The 16226-nt window shown below is 48.9% G+C and carries 19 protein-coding genes; 4 read left to right on the forward strand and 15 right to left on the reverse strand.

All coding sequences use genetic code 11. The annotated features are described in order from the left end of the window. Positions 1–3 precede the first annotated feature (3 nt). The 10 genes from BLS28_RS17890 to BLS28_RS17935 form a co-directional block, all read right to left on the reverse strand. On the reverse strand, positions 4–648 hold the full coding sequence (locus tag BLS28_RS17890; protein ID WP_091170445.1) for a hypothetical protein: 645 nt from the start codon (positions 646–648) through the stop codon (positions 4–6). Next, positions 635–1264, reverse strand: coding sequence for a hypothetical protein (locus BLS28_RS17895; RefSeq protein WP_091170448.1), 630 nt, complete (start codon positions 1262–1264; stop codon positions 635–637). The genes BLS28_RS17890 and BLS28_RS17895 overlap by 14 nt, the downstream gene beginning before the upstream one ends. Further along, on the reverse strand, positions 1251–1919 hold the full coding sequence (locus BLS28_RS17900; protein ID WP_091170452.1) for a conjugal transfer protein TraI: 669 nt from the start codon (positions 1917–1919) through the stop codon (positions 1251–1253). The genes BLS28_RS17895 and BLS28_RS17900 overlap by 14 nt, the downstream gene beginning before the upstream one ends. Next, a complete protein-coding gene (locus BLS28_RS17905) occupies positions 1916–2230 on the reverse strand; it encodes a hypothetical protein (RefSeq protein ID WP_091170456.1) in 315 nt (104 codons plus the stop codon). The genes BLS28_RS17900 and BLS28_RS17905 overlap by 4 nt, the downstream gene beginning before the upstream one ends. Then, positions 2227–4686, reverse strand: a complete 2460-nt coding sequence (locus BLS28_RS17910; protein ID WP_091170458.1) for a TraG family conjugative transposon ATPase — start codon at positions 4684–4686, stop codon at positions 2227–2229. Before BLS28_RS17910 ends, BLS28_RS17905 begins: the two co-directional genes overlap by 4 nt. Further along, positions 4673–4981, reverse strand: coding sequence for a DUF4133 domain-containing protein (locus BLS28_RS17915; protein WP_091170462.1), 309 nt, complete (start codon positions 4979–4981; stop codon positions 4673–4675). Before BLS28_RS17915 ends, BLS28_RS17910 begins: the two co-directional genes overlap by 14 nt. 48 nt (positions 4982–5029) lie before the next feature. Beyond that, a complete protein-coding gene (locus BLS28_RS17920; protein WP_091170466.1) occupies positions 5030–5335 on the reverse strand; it encodes a DUF4134 domain-containing protein in 306 nt (101 codons plus the stop codon). Between the two features lie 11 nt (positions 5336–5346). Then, positions 5347–5850 carry a hypothetical protein gene (locus BLS28_RS17925; RefSeq protein WP_091170469.1) on the reverse strand — a complete coding sequence of 168 codons (504 nt, stop codon included), beginning with the start codon at positions 5848–5850 and terminating at the stop codon, positions 5347–5349. Between the two features lie 129 nt (positions 5851–5979). Further along, positions 5980–6870 carry an RteC domain-containing protein gene (locus BLS28_RS17930; protein ID WP_091170472.1) on the reverse strand — a complete coding sequence of 297 codons (891 nt, stop codon included), beginning with the start codon at positions 6868–6870 and terminating at the stop codon, positions 5980–5982. Then, positions 6867–8126 (reverse strand): aminotransferase class I/II-fold pyridoxal phosphate-dependent enzyme, encoded by a 1260-nt coding sequence (locus BLS28_RS17935; protein WP_091170474.1) that lies wholly within the window; start codon positions 8124–8126, stop codon positions 6867–6869. The genes BLS28_RS17930 and BLS28_RS17935 overlap by 4 nt, the downstream gene beginning before the upstream one ends. A 217-nt stretch (positions 8127–8343) precedes the next feature. On the opposite strand from BLS28_RS17935, the gene BLS28_RS17940 reads away from it, so the two are divergent. From BLS28_RS17940 to BLS28_RS17955, 4 genes are all read left to right on the forward strand, one after another. Beyond that, a complete protein-coding gene (locus BLS28_RS17940) occupies positions 8344–8916 on the forward strand; it encodes a Crp/Fnr family transcriptional regulator (protein ID WP_091170477.1) in 573 nt (190 codons plus the stop codon). A gap of 131 nt (positions 8917–9047) precedes the next feature. Beyond that, on the forward strand, positions 9048–9476 hold the full coding sequence (locus BLS28_RS17945) for a MauE/DoxX family redox-associated membrane protein (RefSeq protein WP_091170480.1): 429 nt from the start codon (positions 9048–9050) through the stop codon (positions 9474–9476). Positions 9477–9629: 153 nt separating this feature from the next. Beyond that, positions 9630–9938 carry a DUF6520 family protein gene (locus BLS28_RS17950; protein ID WP_143020808.1) on the forward strand — a complete coding sequence of 103 codons (309 nt, stop codon included), beginning with the start codon at positions 9630–9632 and terminating at the stop codon, positions 9936–9938. Between the two features lie 340 nt (positions 9939–10278). Beyond that, the gene (locus tag BLS28_RS17955; RefSeq protein ID WP_091170488.1) at positions 10279–11223 is read left to right on the forward strand and encodes a hypothetical protein; all 945 of its coding nucleotides are present in this window, start codon (positions 10279–10281) and stop codon (positions 11221–11223) included. Here the strand turns inward: BLS28_RS17955 and BLS28_RS30920 are convergent. From BLS28_RS30920 to BLS28_RS17980, 5 genes are all read right to left on the reverse strand, one after another. Continuing rightward, complete coding sequence (locus tag BLS28_RS30920; protein WP_091170491.1) at positions 11220–11627, reverse strand: hypothetical protein; 408 nt, start codon at positions 11625–11627, stop codon at positions 11220–11222. The two genes, BLS28_RS17955 and BLS28_RS30920, sit on opposite strands and share 4 nt — an antisense overlap. After that, positions 11628–11894, reverse strand: coding sequence for a hypothetical protein (locus BLS28_RS17965; RefSeq protein ID WP_143020809.1), 267 nt, complete (start codon positions 11892–11894; stop codon positions 11628–11630). A gap of 132 nt (positions 11895–12026) precedes the next feature. After that, positions 12027–12581, reverse strand: coding sequence for a TlpA family protein disulfide reductase (locus tag BLS28_RS17970; protein WP_091170498.1), 555 nt, complete (start codon positions 12579–12581; stop codon positions 12027–12029). Positions 12582–12596: 15 nt separating this feature from the next. Then, on the reverse strand, positions 12597–13976 hold the full coding sequence (locus tag BLS28_RS17975) for a RagB/SusD family nutrient uptake outer membrane protein (RefSeq protein WP_091170500.1): 1380 nt from the start codon (positions 13974–13976) through the stop codon (positions 12597–12599). A gap of 10 nt (positions 13977–13986) precedes the next feature. Beyond that, a complete protein-coding gene (locus BLS28_RS17980) occupies positions 13987–16209 on the reverse strand; it encodes a SusC/RagA family TonB-linked outer membrane protein (protein WP_256337483.1) in 2223 nt (740 codons plus the stop codon). Between the last annotated feature and the right edge of the window lie 17 nt (positions 16210–16226).

A 16226-nucleotide genomic window follows, 5' to 3' on the forward strand; every position in this document is an offset into this window, starting at 1 on the left:
GATTTAGTTTGTCCTGTAAAGCCGCTTCAGCGTTTTCGTATCATTCAGATCCTTACTTCGCCGCAAACTCAGCATAACCGCCTGCCGGTTGAAAAATCGCAGGAACTGCAGCTGGTCGGAACTGCTGTTGTAAATGCGGTCAATGGCCCGTAAGCGGTCGTCATCGGACATGCGCAGCTTTCCCGCGGTCGTTACATTGGCCAGGTCATCCACATTGGCATTGCTTTGTTTAACCAATTGGTTAAAGACGTTATCCATATAGGCCAATTCAGCCGGGCTGAACGATCCGCTCTGCCGGAACAGACCCGCATAATGCCGGTATTCACGGAGGATATCGCTCTGCTGACTGACAATCTGGCTAACCCTCGGGTTATTCAGTACTTCCGGGTTCACCGCCATCAATCCGGTCAGGTAAATATTGTGCAGGTCGAAATTGCCTTTTGACAAATTGGATATGGTACCGTAGCCTTGCTGATAGATCTGGTATCCTTTTTTCATATCCGAAAGAATGGCCTTAAACTGGGTCAGTTTTTCGATGTTCAGCAATAATTGCTGCAGTTCATCACTTTGGGCTTTGGCCCGTGGTGCGAAGCATAGCAGCATCAGCAATATAGCTGCAAGGCGGCTGGGTGTTTTAACGGTTTGCATACCAATGATTTAAGGTGTTTATATCCTGAATCTGTTGTTTTTTATCGCGGACATAGAGTTGCAGCTGGGCCTGGAAGCCGGCCGCGAAACGGTAATTATCCTGCATCGCCTGATGCAACCTTGCGATCTGCCGGATTCGCTCTTCGTCGCTCATTTCGGTTTTTTGATCCGCCAGGATGGTTTGCAGATCGTTTAACCGGGCATCGCAGTCACTGAGCAAGGCGTCGCATACCTTGTCAACATAATGCGTTTCATTGCTTGTTAACCCGCTTTGAGCTTTCAGTTGCCCCGCTTTCTGTAAAATATCCTGCTGCCAGCGGAGGATATCGTTGATCTGGGGGTTATTTTTAACCGGGACGGATACGGTTTTCAGGTGGGCATAATAACTGCCGTGCAAACCGTATTCATTTCCAATATAACCGCCTATAGAACCCAGCCCGCCTTTAGCAATGCTATATCCCTTGTGAAGGTATCCGCTATAGATTTGCAGGGCAGCGATCTGCTGATAGAGGTATTTCTTCTGGGTGCTTTTTTGCCTGAACCATTCCGCGAAAGTTTGTGCCCGGGTGGTAAGGCCGAATAGCAGGAACAAACAGGTTAATTTAATGAAGGCCATAATAATTTTTGATGGTTTGTATTTCGTTCAGATCTTTGCTGCGGTGCAGACTCAGGATCATATTCTGGTTATTATACTGTTTCAGGTCATCGTAGTTCTCATCCAGCCGGTCACCGGCAAGGTTGATCGCTTCGAGCCGTTGCTGGTCGGTCATTTGAGTTTTTCCGGGGTTCACCGCCAGCATGATCTGGTCGAGGTTTTTCGCGCTGGCATCGAGGATGCCCAGGTAAACCCGCTGCATCTCGTCGACCTCTTCCGGCCGGAAGTGCTTATCTGACCGGAATAATTGCCAGGCCCGCCGGTATTCACCAACCATGGCTACCTGTTTCAGGGCAAGGTCCTTAACGCGCTGATAGTACGCAATCGTTGATTTGACCTGCCACAATTCCTGGTAGTATTCGTCATAGAGTGAGCGTTGCTTTTCTGACCAGTTGGAAATCTCGTTCAGTCTGAACCGGGATAACTCGTTTTCTAATGTTTTCTGTGCGTTTTGCAGCCAGATGGTATTGTTCTGCATGCGCTGCACCTTCAGGTCAATGGCTTTGATCACTTTTTTAACGACAAGCTTTACAGCCTCAGCAATTGGTATCTGCGCGTTTGACCGGCTATTATAGCCAATCAATATGATCGCCATGATCAGTACTGCTTTTTTCATTGATCGATTTGCTTATACACGGTTTTACCGATAGTAATCTGATGCTCGCCGAATTCTATGATCGGTGCATCGGGAGCATTCAGAATCCATTTCTTTAAGCTGAATTCTTTTGGTTTAAATTCGCCATTCAAAATTCTTCTGTAACCAACACGGTTGGTTATTATGTTGCCCTTAAGCACGATTGTGTCCTCTGCCACAGAATATTCGCTTTTTACGTTAGCAACATAAGTGCCTTCGTGGTTTTTGGGTCCGCAGCCGGCAAATAGCCCGACTGTAAGTGATACAATACTTCCGATCATTAACTTTTTCATGCGGCATTATTTTTAGTTTGTTTTTCTTCCTGGACGATGACCGCGATGGCTTTACGGATATCGCCGTACTTCTTTTGATAAGCTTTGACCCTGGCTTTTTCTGCGGATTCCGTCGTGTAGGTCCAGTATTCTTCCGGGCTGACTTCCGTACGGTAAACCCTCGATAGCTGGCCGTTCAGGCTGATAAATACTTCCTTGTATTTATAGCGCTCATCGTTGGCCCGGTTCATACTCATAATGAGCGCCGTTTCCTTATCCGTGATGCCTAAGAGTTGCTGTATTTTTGGAAAATCATTCTGGTATTTGCGTTGGTCAAGGAGGATCTTACAGTCACTGTTATTGATGATCGCCTGCTTCACCACGGGTGAACTGATAATATCTTCGATGTCCTGGGTGACGACGAGTGCCTCACCGAAATACTTTCTGACGGTCTTAAAAAGATATTTGATGTATTCTGCCATCCCTTCGCGGGCAATGGCTTTCCAGGCTTCCTCGATCAGGATCATTTTACGTGTCTCCTTAGGTAGTTTGCGCATTTTGGAAACGAATGTTTCCATGATAATGAGCGTTACTACCGGGAACAGGATCGGGTGATCTTTGATATTGTCCAGTTCAAAAACGATAAAACGCCGGTGCAGCAGGTCAAGATTTTCCGTGGCATTGAGCAGGTAATCGTATTCACCGCCTTTGTAATATGGCCGCAGGACGAAAAGCAGGTTATCGATATCAAAGTGCTGGTCTTTCACCTTGCTTTGCTTCATCGCTTCGTAGAAATCGCCTTTCAGAAATTCGTAAAAGGTATCGAAGCAGGCAAAACCTTCCAGTTGTTCATAGTAGTGGTACAGGGCATCGGATATGGCGATATATTCCGAACGCTGTACGCCTTCATCCTCTTTTTTCCAAAGGGCCAGGATCATCGCCTTGATGCTTTCCCGTTTTTCGGTGTCCAGCGTATCGCCTTCAGCTACATAAAATGGATTAAAGCTGATCGGGCTGTCTTCTGAATAGGTGAAATAATACCCATCGACGAATTCGCAAAGCCCTTCATAGCTATGCCCCACATCCACCAGTACGATATGGGCACCCTGTTCATAATAACTTCGCAGCAGGTGATTGGTGAAAAAGGATTTGCCGCTGCCGGATGGCCCTAAAATAAACTTGTTGCGGTTGGTCGTGATTCCGCTTTTCATGGGTTCATCGCTCAGGTCGACATGCAGCGGTCTGCCTGATAATCGGTCGCCCAGGCGGATGCCGCAGGGCGATAAGGAAGAGCGGTAATTGGTTTCCAGGTTGAAAAAACAGGCGGCTTGCTCGGCGAATGTATCAAAGGTATCGTTCATCGGGAAGTTACCGCTGTTACCCGGCAGGCCGGCCCACCAGATTTGCGGGGCGCCATCCGTTTCCTGTTTGGGCTGCGCGTCTAAAGCCGCGAGGGCCGAACTGACTTTGTTTTTGACATCCTTCAGTTGGGCCTTGTCGCTGGTCCAGGCCAGGATGTTGAAATGTGCCTTAACCGGAAGCCGTTGCTGGCTGATCGCTTCGTGCAAAAACTCTTGTGTGGCATCACGGCCGATTGCGTTTTCGCGGGAGTATGCCGATAGTGATTGCAGGCGCAGCTTTTTGGCTTCCAGTTTTTTTAGGGTTTTGGCACTGTCTTCAATGAATAAATACTGGTTATAAATATGGTTGCAGTTCAGCAGGGCGCCAACGGGGCTGGCAAAGCCGGTACTGAATTTGGTTTTATCCGTGCTGTATTGGTCATAGGTAATGCGCGGGCCACAGAGCGCCGGCAAGTGTTCGGCCTCGGCCAGCGTATACAACTGGCAGCGGTTATCGCCGATCCGCAGTTCATCTTTCAAATGAATATCCTTCAGTTCCGGCTTGTCATCTTTATCAAGCAGGAAGCAGTATTGCTCCAGGATACCCGGCCTGACCAGTGTCCCGGCGAGTTCGTTATCCCGTAGCTGCCGCATACTCACCAGGCCGCTGTCCTCCATTACCCGTTTGAACTGGCCCGCGCTGTCTAGGAAATCCCGGAACAACACCTCGTCGGTGGCTTGTGCCGGGGCCAGGTGTTTCCGCATCAGGCTGCTGGCAGCGCTGCTGACCGGTTTAAAGTTGTCGGGCCTTTTGGTCAGGATCAATAAACAATGGTGCGCGAGATAAGGCCGCTCGTTAAAAAAACGCTCACTGGCATGGCTGAGAAAGGTCTGGTCTCCAAATACGGCATCGTACCCGGTCTCAATAAACCAGTCCTGTTTATGAAAGATGCTGTTTTTCGGCAGGAGTTTGATCGCTTTTACCCAGGTCTGGTGAAAGGCCATATACTCATCATTCGACAGCGTGAACAATTCGGGCAGGCGAAGTTCGTAAGCGACACTTAATTCGCCCTGCATCGATAGTAAGGTGTCGTGTTCGACCTTATAGATCGGAAACACTTGTTCAGCATTTTTCATAAAATAACCTCCTTGACGTGAATTTTAAGTAAGTGGGCAGGTATCTCCGCGCATTTCTTTTCATCAGCCCATGCTCTCCGTACTGGTGGCTCAGGTCGAATACCTTGTAGAATAGCGCACTGCCTAAAGCGGCGATAATGATAATACACAGGTAGATCGCCGTGCCGATCAGGTAGAGCACAGCGAAAAAAACGAGCAATGCGACCAGGCCGCCGCCTAAATAGCCGATGTATTGGGCCTTGAGCCCCTTGAACTCGATCGGGCGATTGATGCCCTTGTTGATGATATAACTCATGTTTTTAACTATTTAAGCCCTCCCTTCCGGGGAGGGTTGGGTGGGGCTTCATACGCCGAAAAATGATTTAAGGACAGTGGCGACAACCACCAAAAAGATACAACTGCCAAACCAGCTGGAGGCAACCTTGCCGGTATCGTGTTCACCGTCGTTCCACTTTTTATAAACTTTTATTGCCCCGACCAGCCCGACAATGGCACCGATAGCATACATCAGGTTCGTTCCGGTGGAGAAATAGCTTTTAACCTGGGTGGTGGCTTCATTGATGCCCGCGTTGCCATCCTGTGCATACGCGCTTAAGCCGATGAGTGAGAGGATAAATCCCGCGTATAGGGTTTTGAATGTCTTTTTCATTGTACGTCTATTTAAAAGGTTGATGGCCATTCGGTTTCCTGCAGCCTGAAAGGCAGCCGGGTACCGGCAAATTCGCTCAGCGGGCGGATAACGGCCGGAAGGCTGATCTCATCGCGGAACACTTCATATTTATTAAGTAATAGCTTAAAAAGGGAAAGGAACTCCGTTTTATTGTCGTTCTCACGATAGGCATCGACGAGCACTTTGGCTTCGTCGAGCAGGTCGTCGGCAGGGCCCTTGGGCAATGTCTGGTCGCTGATGTCGTCCGGTTCGGCACCTGAGAACAGCAATTGTTCAGGTTCATAAAGGCCGGTATCCGCTTCGGGTTTAGCTGCACCCATGACGACAGTCAGTTGATTGGCCACTGGCGGAATGGTGCTTTGAACCGCAGGCTTGATCTTCAGCCAGGCGGACAGTTCGGTATGATAGTAGCGCAGGCCGACGTAGGCGTACCAAGCTATACTGAGTAGTAAGACGGCAGTACCGTATTGCTGCCAGGAGATCGTGTTTAACATAGTCTTCTATTTTAACCGGCCGGCTCCATGCCGCCGGGCAAAACAAAAGTGATCAGGTTAAGCTTTTTTATTTGACAACACGCCCACAGGTGGTATTTGAATTCCTGAAGGGTGTATCGTTATGGTTGTTTAAAGACTGTAATACATAAGAGCGGCAATAGCGCCGCCTGCCAGGAAAAGACCCAGTTTGTCGTTTATAAAATTCTGGAAGCTGTTTTTCATGCGGTTGAGGAAGACGAACATTTCCTTTTTTCTCCGGCTGATATCTAAAAGCTTGTGGTACGTTTCGTGCAGTTCGGTCTGGAACACAAACTCAAAAATGCTCACCAGTTCACTGATCTCAATATTGCCATGGTTTACGGCCCCGGACGTTTTGAGCGAATAAAGCAGTTCGACGGCATCGGTTTGGCTGGCCGTCCAGTTCGGATGATGGAACGGGAATACTTTATGCCCGTTATTCTGTAGGAGTTCACCGTTACCGATCCTGGAGAGTTCGAGGTTTAGGTATTCCTGGAACTTTTCATTGGCCATGATCTTGGATAACTTATAGTCATGGCTGGTGGAATATTGTTCATCTTCTTCGAAATCTTCGAGTTCCATTTGTACGTCAAAGCCGCCACGGGTAAAATATATCTCATCCAGTTGGCTGCTGCCGGAACGGTAATACTGATAAAAGGCTTTGTTGCTGTCAAAAAAGCGCTGCAAATCCGTCAGATGGAAATTGATGTAGCTGCGGATGGCGTCTTCTCCACCCGCGGGAAGCTGGATCAGAAAATTATAAATGTTAATGAAGTAGATGTATTTGCTGTAGAACAGGGGTTTGACTTCTTTGAAAAAATATATTTCCTCAGCCGTGCCCGCAAAAGCGTAGCTGGAAACGTACCTTTTCAGTTTGGTCATGGCTTTTTTACAGATCAAAATGGACCTGCGGTATTGCTCTGTGGGCGTCTGCCCGTTAAGCGTTACCTCCGCCAGTTGATTTTCCATGGCGGTTAAAAAACGTTCAGCTGTGCTTTTCATGTGGGTAGGGATATGTGGAGTTGCGCATTGATATCGCTGAATGCGTTCAGTACCCGGTCCAGGTGCGCACGCGTATGTGTGGCCATGATATTCATTCGGATACGCGCGTTCTTTTTGGACACCGCCGGATACATGATCGGGTTGGTATAAATGCCGGCTTTCAGCAGCAGCCGCCCGGCTTCGAGGGTTTTGGGTATATCGCCGATCTTGACCGGGATCACCGCCGACGCGGTGGTACCGATATCCAGGCCCAGGCCGGTTAGCCCGCTTTTCAAATAATTGATGTTTTCCCAAAGCATCGTTCGCCACCGCGGTTCTTCATCCACCAGTTCAATCGCCCGGATAATACCCAGGATCGCCGGTGTTGCCGTTGTCGAAAACAGGTGCTGTTTGGACTGGTATTTCAGGTAGTTGATGATCTCTGGCTTGGCGACGACATAGCCGCCGATGTTGCCCAGTGCCTTGCTGAACGTACCGGTGATGATATCCACCTGGTCAAACGCGTTGTACAACTCGATCACACCCCGGCCGCCTTTGCCAACCACGCCGATGCCGTGGGCGTCATCGACGACCAGGTACGCGCCGTAACGGTGCGTGAGTGCCGCGATCCGATCTAACGGCGCAAGGTCGCCGTCCTGGCTGTAAACCCCGTCGATGATCACCATTTTCGTGCGGTATTTATCCTGCGCGTTCCGCAGCACCTGTTCCAGCATTTCCAGGTTGTTATGCAGGAAGGTTTTTACCGTCGTCGTTAACACCCCTTCATAAACGCTGGCGTGGACGGCCATATCTAAAATGGCCAGGTCTTCCTTATGAAGCAGGCATTGCAGCGTGGCGCTGTTGGCGGTATAACCCGTCGTGTACAGGATCGCCTCTTCCTTGCCGTAAAACCCGGCGATCTTTTGTTCCAGCTGCTCATGATAGGAAAAGTGGCCGCCTATCGCGGGGGAGGCACCGGAGCCGGTACCGAACCGCTGCGTCGCACGGATCACAGCCTCTTTAATTTCCGGGTGCTGGCTGAACCCGAGATAATCATTGGAAACGAGACAGACCGAGCGGGTGGGCTGCGTTTCGCCTGGCAGCATCAGGTCCATTTCCGGGCCCACCGGGCTCAGGGATTGGATGCGGTAGTTCAGGTGTCCCTTGCTTTTTAAGAAATACAGGTAGCGCTGAAATTCCTTGGCGGTCTCGAAAACGTCCTGTCCCGGGATGTTCTCGAAGTCTTTAAAACTGGCGTTATTGAAGTTTAAATGCATAAAATAAGGTTTAATGTTTAAACATAGTCTTCAAAAAACTCCAAAGTGGTGACATGGATTAAATATTAATTAATTGTTAAAATTTTGTTTCCCCCGCCAGCATGTCACCACTTGGGCATTTTTCGGACGCTAATTTTGCATCCTTTTGATTTAAAGCTGGTTTGGCTGACAGATCGAAAGGCTAAAACAGGGATTGTTCATCTTAATCTTGCTGAACATGGATACGAAACCGATAACTGATTTTTTAAACAGGATCGCCGGATTGTCTGCCGGTTTTATCCAGGAGGTCGTCAGGGATGTCAAACAGGAGTTCTATAAACATCACCAGATCATCCAGGCACAAGGCCAGCCCGAATACCGGCTATGGTACCTGAACAGCGGCTTTGCAAGAAGCTATTTCTATGACGACGAAGGCCAGGAACATACGATCCGGTTCTGGAACGAGGGCGAGGTGATATTTTCCTATGCGGGGTTCTGGAGCATGCCCGCTATGGAATATATCGAGATCCTGGAGAGTTCGGAGTTGAACCCGTTTGAGTATGAACAGCTAAAACGCCTGCTGGATAAATATCCGGACACGCGCGTACTGGTACAGTTTGCCATTCAGCAATACCTGCAAAAAGAACAGGAACGGCACCTGTTATGTTCCCTGCCTCCCGAAAAACGCTACCTGAAACTCCGCCAGGAAAACCCTCATATTTTTAAAAAGGCGCCGCTAAGGATGATCGCATCCTATCTCCACATGAGCCGGGTCAGCCTGAGCCGGATCATTAACCGCAGGCGCCGCTAAAGAGCCTGATCCGAACCGCGTCCGGCAACAAACAGCACAGCAACTGGTAACCAAAACACCCCCAACTGGTAACAGCCGTTACACCCGGTAAGGCACCGGACGGTCTACTTTTGGTTATTATCTGCTGCCTTATGAAACGAATATACATACCGTACCTGATCGCCTTGCTATTGCTCTTTCTCTTCGTCTATACGGCAAGCAGCAAACTGATGGATTTTGATCATTTCAGGGTGCAAATGCTCCGCCAGAGCTTCCCGCACGCTGTAGCAAAAATCTTAATTTATACGCTTCCCGGAACCGAACTCGTGGTGGCAGTATTACTGCTGATCCCGAAAACAAGATTATGGGGCTTTTATATGGCCCTTGTCCTGATGATGCTGTTTACCGGCTATACCGGGCTGGTATTAGCTCATTTTTTCGGCCAGGTTCCTTGTTCCTGCGGCGGGGTGCTTAAAAACATGGGCTGGACAACCCATTTTGTTTTCAACCTCTTTTTTCTGCTGTTAACGGTCACTGGTATATATATCACCTACAGGGAAAGGAGGCGGAGCGGCAAGTAAATGACAAGAACAAGGCTTAGACCGGAAGCTTTGCTGCCGGTATATAGCACAGGAGGTGCCGAAAACCTGTCGTCAGAGTAGGCAAGAATTTATCTGATTGAATTACTAAAGTTTTTCTGAATGTTTTTTGATCTAATAAAGCATTCGTTACAAATGAAAAAGTCAATTATTCCTATGCTGGCTGTTATCCTTGCGGTAAGCGCTAGCGCCTTTACTACCGTTAAAAAGCATAACCACAAAAAAGCCGCAGATCTTTACTGGTATGAGGTGACTTATGATGCGGCGCATCCCGCCGGCACCATAGCCAGTTCCAGCGATTTTTATGTGCAATCCGAAAAGAGCCAGGTGAACTCACCCTGTGATGCCGGTACCGTGAAGGATTGTTTGCGCGGTTTTGCTTCACAACTGACCAGTTATCCCAATAATGCACCCGGAACTGATCAGATCAAAAAGCCTAATTAAGTACTTTAAACGTTAATAAAAGGCCGTATCACCAATCAATGATGCGGCCTGCTTATTTTGAAGGTAATAGATGCTATTAGGTGGGTTTGTAAGAACCTGTGTGCTAATATACCACAATCAAAGTTTTGGAATACTTCGAAATAGAGGGCAGTTGCACTGCGGTTTATGATATGGTCGCTTTTTTACTAATGTCAGGCAAAACCGGTGAAGGTGCTAAAAATAGGTCGGATTGTTTTTGTATCGTTATTACCGATGTCGCAGATGAGTTAATTTGCTTGCGGAAATGATTTTGTACTTTTACCGCCTTTTTTTCTTAAATTGAGGTACTTAAACTTTCCTCATGAAAAAAATATTTTTTTGGGTGGCGTTGCTTTTCACCATGTGTAAAGCCAGCGCACAATCAATTGCCGTTGACAGTAAAAATCAAAGTATCTTCTCGTATTTCTCTTCTCAGGAACTGACTGTCCAACTTACAACAACCGCTCCTTTAACGCTTTCCAAAGCCTTTACATTAGATTCGGTTTCCAAATGGTATATCGATCGTAAAACCGGGGAACGTATAGTTACAATGATTAAGAAGCACCAGATCTTCGGTGAAATTTCAATGTTGAATTCCGGCGATGACGGCTACCTGACGCTTAATAAGATGCGACCGGGTATTGGTGCAAAATTTGGTTACCAACTGGCAACCGATACTTTCAAGCGCACAGATATGGTGGGCGGGGCCATAACAGGCGGGTTTAATGCTGTCTTTAAGATGGACAACATCAAACTGTACAACACCGACATCAATGCTGAAGAAGACAGAAAGCCATTAACCTACGGAGTAGAGGGTTATTTCAACTGGTTGCTGCCGACCGGAAGGCATCCGAATTTTGTTGAAGTGCTTGCAATCACGGGTACGCTGCAACATGCATGGAACAAAGACGACTTGCTTAATTACCAAAACATTAGTGAGACAACTGTGCTTCCAACAATCGTGGCGCTTTCAGATTTCCGCGGTAGCTATGGGTCACTGAAAACCAATATCACTAATGCCCGGATTTCTGGTGCATTCGCTATGTATTACTGGAAATTGAACCTAATACCTTTTTTGGTCTATAATTACCTTTCATCTCCGGAATCCAATTACCACGTGGGCGCATTTTTGAATGTCCTGGCGAAACCACTAATCCCCAATAATATCGTAATACCGTCTTCTCTTGGGGTTGGAATCGACTGGATACGCAGCGCCGGAAATTTCTCGCACGCGAATTATATCCTGACAGGCACAATCAAGATCTAACCTTGGTCAATCAGTATAAAATTAGTGAAAGTGAGATTAGTTATCGGATTAATGCCAATGTGGTGCCGCCAGTTGATGATATTAATTCGGCGCCGTTGTCCATAATCATCGAAGATATTGATGCTGGCAAAGACGGCATGATAGCCTGTGCCATATACATAACTAACTTGCGTTGCATGCTGTACATTTCTGAAATTGACGCCGAGTAACGGCGGCAGGTTAATTGCATTGATGCCGTGATGCAAAGTTCTCAGCGCGGATTTATAATCTGTACATGCTGCGAAAACGGAGTTGGAATTGTGCACTGCCCGTTTCCCCAAGATAGCGTACAGGATGATTGCTTTGTTTAGGATAGCTGTATCGCCAAGCGGTACAAAACCGCAGCTATCAGACGCTAACTTCAATTAAGTGGTAGTCAGACTCACCGTATCTTTATTTCTAAGGGTTATGTTTACTCCGCCGTTGGTCCAGATTGCCCGTTCCCATACGTTGTCGAGTCCATAGGTCGCGATTGTACATTTGATCACCGCGATAGAAGCGCAATTGTAGTCGCCCCTCGAACCTTGCTTAAAAGAGTTGATCACCTTATTAGAGAATTCGATAGAGGGTGTGAAAGGCTGGGCCATCAAAGCGATATGAGTAAATACCAGGCTGAGGCAAAGAAATAGCATTTTTTTCATGATGGTTGGAAGGTTTGGGAAGTTTTACAATCAGGTATCTAATATAACTAGATTTATTGCAAATAATATTGTGAGGAGGCCGCGTCATTTGACTTTTGATGCAGCCTCTTCGTTACTGTACTCTTATCTTCCTTTCCGGTTCGTTGCCTTTTCCAGCACGGGTTGCCTGCCTGCCAGGAAATCGGCCATATCATTGGCTTTGATTCCCGTTGTTACGGCCCTGACAACACCCTTCGGGTCAACCACGACGATATACGGGCACGGCCCGATGGACAGTTTGTCAAACATTACCGAATCATAGGCGATGGGCAAGTTGACATGCATCCTTTCCCGGATACCGCTGTAAAACTCCCGGATCGACTTATCGGGCCGGTGCGTATACATCGAACCGGTATAGCCGACCAACAGTACCTGGACTTTGCCTGCGAACCTATGCTGTAGGCTATCGGTTGCCGGCATTTTCTCAATGCAGTTGCCGCAGTGCTTGTTCCAAAAGTCCAGGATCAGCCATTGCCCTTTAAAATCTGCCGGTGATACGTTGTCTTTACGGAAATATTTTACTTCGTTAAACCGGAAATCAGGACAGGGAGAACCTGTTAGCGAATGTTGTTTTTGAGATTGTGCGCCGGCAGTTCCGAAACAGGAAACGCACAGCAATGTGATGATCAATTTATTCATGGTGTTTTGTTAAGATTAATAGCCTGGGTTTTGCGTGAGTGCGGGGTTAAGCAGAATTTGCGGCAGTGGCACCGGGTACAAGGCATCGGCAGTTTGCCAGTTGGAGCCTTTGAACGCGCCTAACACCGGATCTGCCTGGCCCGTCCGTTTCAGGTCGAACCAGCGGTGGCCCCATTCTGCGAACAGTTCTGTTTGCCGTTCGTGCATAACCGCGCTTAACAAACCTGCCTGTGTAGTAATAACGAGTGGCGCTAAACCCGCCCGTTGGCGGATGATATTCAAGTCGGCCAGCGCGCCAGTGATGTCTTGTTGCTGTGCCCGTGCCTCCGCGCGGATCAGGTAAACTTCGGCCAGCCGCAGTACGATATTATTTTCCGTCACGGTGGTACTGTTCCTGACCTTGTATTTATAGGGATAGGTATAGCTGTTGCCGCCGGTCGTATTTGTCTTTAACCAGGCTGCTTTACGCAGATCCCCGGTTTCAAATGCGTTTAGCAGCGCACCGGTGATGATGAATGTTGGCTTCGCCGAACCGCTGGCGGGGATGAATACAGAACCCTCGGAGGTATTCGCTGTGGGTCTTGCCAGTTGAAAGATCGTTTCTGCGGAAGTATTGACAAAAACCTGGCTCAGGTTGCTCTCCAGGTGGTAGGTACCCGCGTTGATCACGGCTGTGGCCTGGGCTTCCGCGTTGGTCCAGTCTTTCTGGTACAGGTAAACCCGCGCCAGCAAAGCCGCTGCGGCCATTCCATTGGGCCTCACGTTGGTAGCGGTGCTATAGGTCGCCGAAAGCAGTTGCCGGGCTTCGGTCAAATCCGCTACGATCTGCTGGTTGACAGTTACCACGGGTGTCCTCGGCAATGCGCCGCTGATCCCGTAATCCGTAGTCAGCACCAATGGTACGTCGCCGTACAGGTTGACGAGGTAAAAGTAGTTCAGCGTACGGGCAAACAGCATTTCGCCTCTCAGTTGGTCTTTAACACCGGCAGTGATGGTTTGTGAAGCGGCCAGTCCTGCGATCACCGCGTTGGCCTGGTAGATATACCGGTAAGCGTTCGTCCAGAATTTGGAATTAATGGTCGCGCTGTTTGCCGGGATGGCATTGTTTTTAAAAGCGTCATAGTCTGAATTCGGGTTGACATTGCTGAGTTCATCAGCGGATAATCCCGTATAGACGGTTACCGCCCCATTCATCAGGGTCAGGTTATTTGCTATCATCTGGTAGTACAGGCCGACGACGGCGGACGTAGCAGTGGCATCGCTGGAAAAGACCTGCGAGGATTCGGCCTGCGTTTGGGGCGGCGGGATGTCCTCGAACTTTTTGCAGGACGGCAGCGCCGCGGCCCCAAACAGGACGACGGCGGAAACGATGCGGAACAGTTTTTTATTTTTCATGATCGTTATATTAAAAATTGAACTGGATACCGCCGACGATGGATCGCAGCGGCGGCAGGATATAAAAATTCTGGGTTTCAGGATCAGACCCTTTATAATTCGTAATGGTCAGCAGGTTCTGCGCCTGGAGATAGATCCGGCAATTCCGGACATGGTAACGCCGCAGCCAGCTTTCGGGTAAATGGTAGGACAACGCCACGTTTTTGAGCCGGATAAAGGAGGCGTCCATATAAATGCCATCCGAATTTCTGAGTTGGGAAATCGCGATATAGGCATTGGTATAGCCTGCTGTGTATTGCTGCACGGGAGCAACATTGCCGGGCTGTTGCCACCGGTTCAGTACCAGGTCGGGCTGGTTATAGATCCAGCCCGGCGGATAAAAGGCCAGTTGGTTCAGGTAGCTAAGCCCGGTTTGCTTCCTGAACTCGAAAAAGAAACTCAGTTCGAACGCACCGTAGCTCAGGTTATTCTGCACGCCGCCGTAAAACTTCGGGTCGAGGTTTCCCTGCACCTGGTAATCATCGGTGGTGAGTTGTCCGTCCTTATTTTTATCCTCATAGGTATACACGCCGGTTTGCGGGTCTACGCCGGTGTGTTTCAGCGCGTTGATCAGGTTCAGCGATTGCCCGATCACATACCGGCTGGCATAGCTGGAGGTACTCAGGCCAGGAAAGGCCAGCAGTTTGTTTTTGGGCAGCGTAATATTGAATGCCGTTGTCCAGGTGAAATTTTTCTGATGGAAATTATGGGTGGTCAGGGTCATTTCCCAGCCCGTATTACTGACCAGTCCGGGGAAGTTCCGCACCACGTTGAAAAAGCCGGTTTGCGTGGGCAGCGAATAGCTGATCAATTGGTTGCTGCTCCGGTTATGGTAATAAGCCGCGCTGAATAAAACGGCGTCGTTAAGGAAACCCAGTTCCAGGGCGCCTTCTAGTTTCTGATTGATCTCCCAGTGGTAATCCGGATTATACAGCGCTTTGGGATACAGGCCCGGCAAGCCGTTGTACGTGTTCGTAGTATTACTCCACAGGTTTAAGAATTTGTAATCACCGATCTGATCGTTACCGGTTTGGCCGTAACTACCCCTTAACTTGCCGAAGCTGAGGAAAGGCAGCAATCTTTTAACCGCAGGCTCGGAAGAAAACAACCAGGCCGCGCCAACAGCACCGAAGTTGGCCCAGCGGTTTTCCGACGCGAAGCGGCTTGAACCGTCCCGCCGCGCGGAAATATTCAGGATATATTTATCATGCAGTTGGTAGTTGATCCGCCCGAAAAAAGCCGTGTACCGGTATTGCACAAAATCATTGGACGCGGTGATCACCGGTGCGGCGGCAATCGAATTTAACAGCAGGTCGGAATTATAATTGCTGCCGTACATCGCGCTGATGCTGCCGGTCTTGTCCTGGTAGGTATTGCCTAATAAAATGCTCAGCCGGTCTTTGCCGGTCACCCTCGTATATTCCAGTTGCGGTTCGATGATCCAGCTTTGGTTATCGGAAGCGGCAAATCCTGCGGAGGGCAGTTCTCCGGAGTTCGGATCAATTGCCGCCGTAGGCCGGGTCGTCGATTCATCCGACCGGAAGGTATTATAGCCCATACTGGCCCGGAAAACCAGGTTGGGTACTATTTTGTAGCTGAGCAGCAGGTTCCCAAGCAGGTTCGCGTTGACGGATTTATATTTTTCCTGCAATAAGGACAGCGGGTTTAAAATATCATTGTTACCTAGCGTGGAATACAGGATACCCGCATCCTCCCAGGCCAGTTTACCTGAACTGTCGTAGAGCCTGATATTCGGCGGCAGGTTGATATACCGGGTCAGGTCATAACGCGGCAGGCGGTTGTTGTCATTGGCATACATGCCAGAAAACAGCAGGCTGAACCGTTTATCAGTTGACGTATGGTTGATATTGAAATGCAGCGAGGCGCGCGCGTCCGCAAAATCCCCGGGATATACCGTCGTTTCCCGGTGGTAACCGCCGCCAATTAAAAATTGGGTATTGGCAGTTCCGCCGGAAACCGTGGCCTGTGCATCGGTCGCATGGGCGGTGTTGCCGGTCAGCAACTTTTTAAGGTCTGTGTACCGGTCGGTGTCCCACAAGGTGATATCCGGCGCAAAGCCCGGATCGCCGGGCGTAGAACTCACCGTCAGGCCGTCATTGGCAAAGGCCTCTTTACGCATCGCCACATATTGCTGGGTGTTCAGCAGGTTGACGGAGCGGCCGGTATGGCTGATTCCGGAGGTGACTGAAA

The sequence above is a fragment of the Mucilaginibacter gossypii genome (assembly GCF_900100945.1).
Taxonomy (GTDB): Bacteria; Bacteroidota; Bacteroidia; order Sphingobacteriales; family Sphingobacteriaceae; genus Mucilaginibacter; species Mucilaginibacter gossypii.

Coding starts and splice junctions, on each gene's coding strand:
- BLS28_RS17890 (WP_091170445.1), bottom strand. CDS start 648: ATGCAAACCGTTAAAACACCCAGCCGCCTTGCAGCTATATTGCTGATG.
- BLS28_RS17895 (WP_091170448.1), bottom strand. CDS start 1,264: ATGGCCTTCATTAAATTAACCTGTTTGTTCCTGCTATTCGGCCTTACC.
- BLS28_RS17900 (WP_091170452.1), bottom strand. CDS start 1,919: ATGAAAAAAGCAGTACTGATCATGGCGATCATATTGATTGGCTATAAT.
- BLS28_RS17905 (WP_091170456.1), bottom strand. CDS start 2,230: ATGAAAAAGTTAATGATCGGAAGTATTGTATCACTTACAGTCGGGCTA.
- BLS28_RS17910 (WP_091170458.1), bottom strand. CDS start 4,686: ATGAAAAATGCTGAACAAGTGTTTCCGATCTATAAGGTCGAACACGAC.
- BLS28_RS17915 (WP_091170462.1), bottom strand. CDS start 4,981: ATGAGTTATATCATCAACAAGGGCATCAATCGCCCGATCGAGTTCAAG.
- BLS28_RS17920 (WP_091170466.1), bottom strand. CDS start 5,335: ATGAAAAAGACATTCAAAACCCTATACGCGGGATTTATCCTCTCACTC.
- BLS28_RS17925 (WP_091170469.1), bottom strand. CDS start 5,850: ATGTTAAACACGATCTCCTGGCAGCAATACGGTACTGCCGTCTTACTA.
- BLS28_RS17930 (WP_091170472.1), bottom strand. CDS start 6,870: ATGAAAAGCACAGCTGAACGTTTTTTAACCGCCATGGAAAATCAACTG.
- BLS28_RS17935 (WP_091170474.1), bottom strand. CDS start 8,126: ATGCATTTAAACTTCAATAACGCCAGTTTTAAAGACTTCGAGAACATC.
- BLS28_RS17940 (WP_091170477.1), top strand. CDS start 8,344: ATGGATACGAAACCGATAACTGATTTTTTAAACAGGATCGCCGGATTG.
- BLS28_RS17945 (WP_091170480.1), top strand. CDS start 9,048: ATGAAACGAATATACATACCGTACCTGATCGCCTTGCTATTGCTCTTT.
- BLS28_RS17950 (WP_143020808.1), top strand. CDS start 9,630: ATGAAAAAGTCAATTATTCCTATGCTGGCTGTTATCCTTGCGGTAAGC.
- BLS28_RS17955 (WP_091170488.1), top strand. CDS start 10,279: ATGAAAAAAATATTTTTTTGGGTGGCGTTGCTTTTCACCATGTGTAAA.
- BLS28_RS17965 (WP_143020809.1), bottom strand. CDS start 11,894: ATGCTATTTCTTTGCCTCAGCCTGGTATTTACTCATATCGCTTTGATG.
- BLS28_RS17970 (WP_091170498.1), bottom strand. CDS start 12,581: ATGAATAAATTGATCATCACATTGCTGTGCGTTTCCTGTTTCGGAACT.
- BLS28_RS17975 (WP_091170500.1), bottom strand. CDS start 13,976: ATGAAAAATAAAAAACTGTTCCGCATCGTTTCCGCCGTCGTCCTGTTT.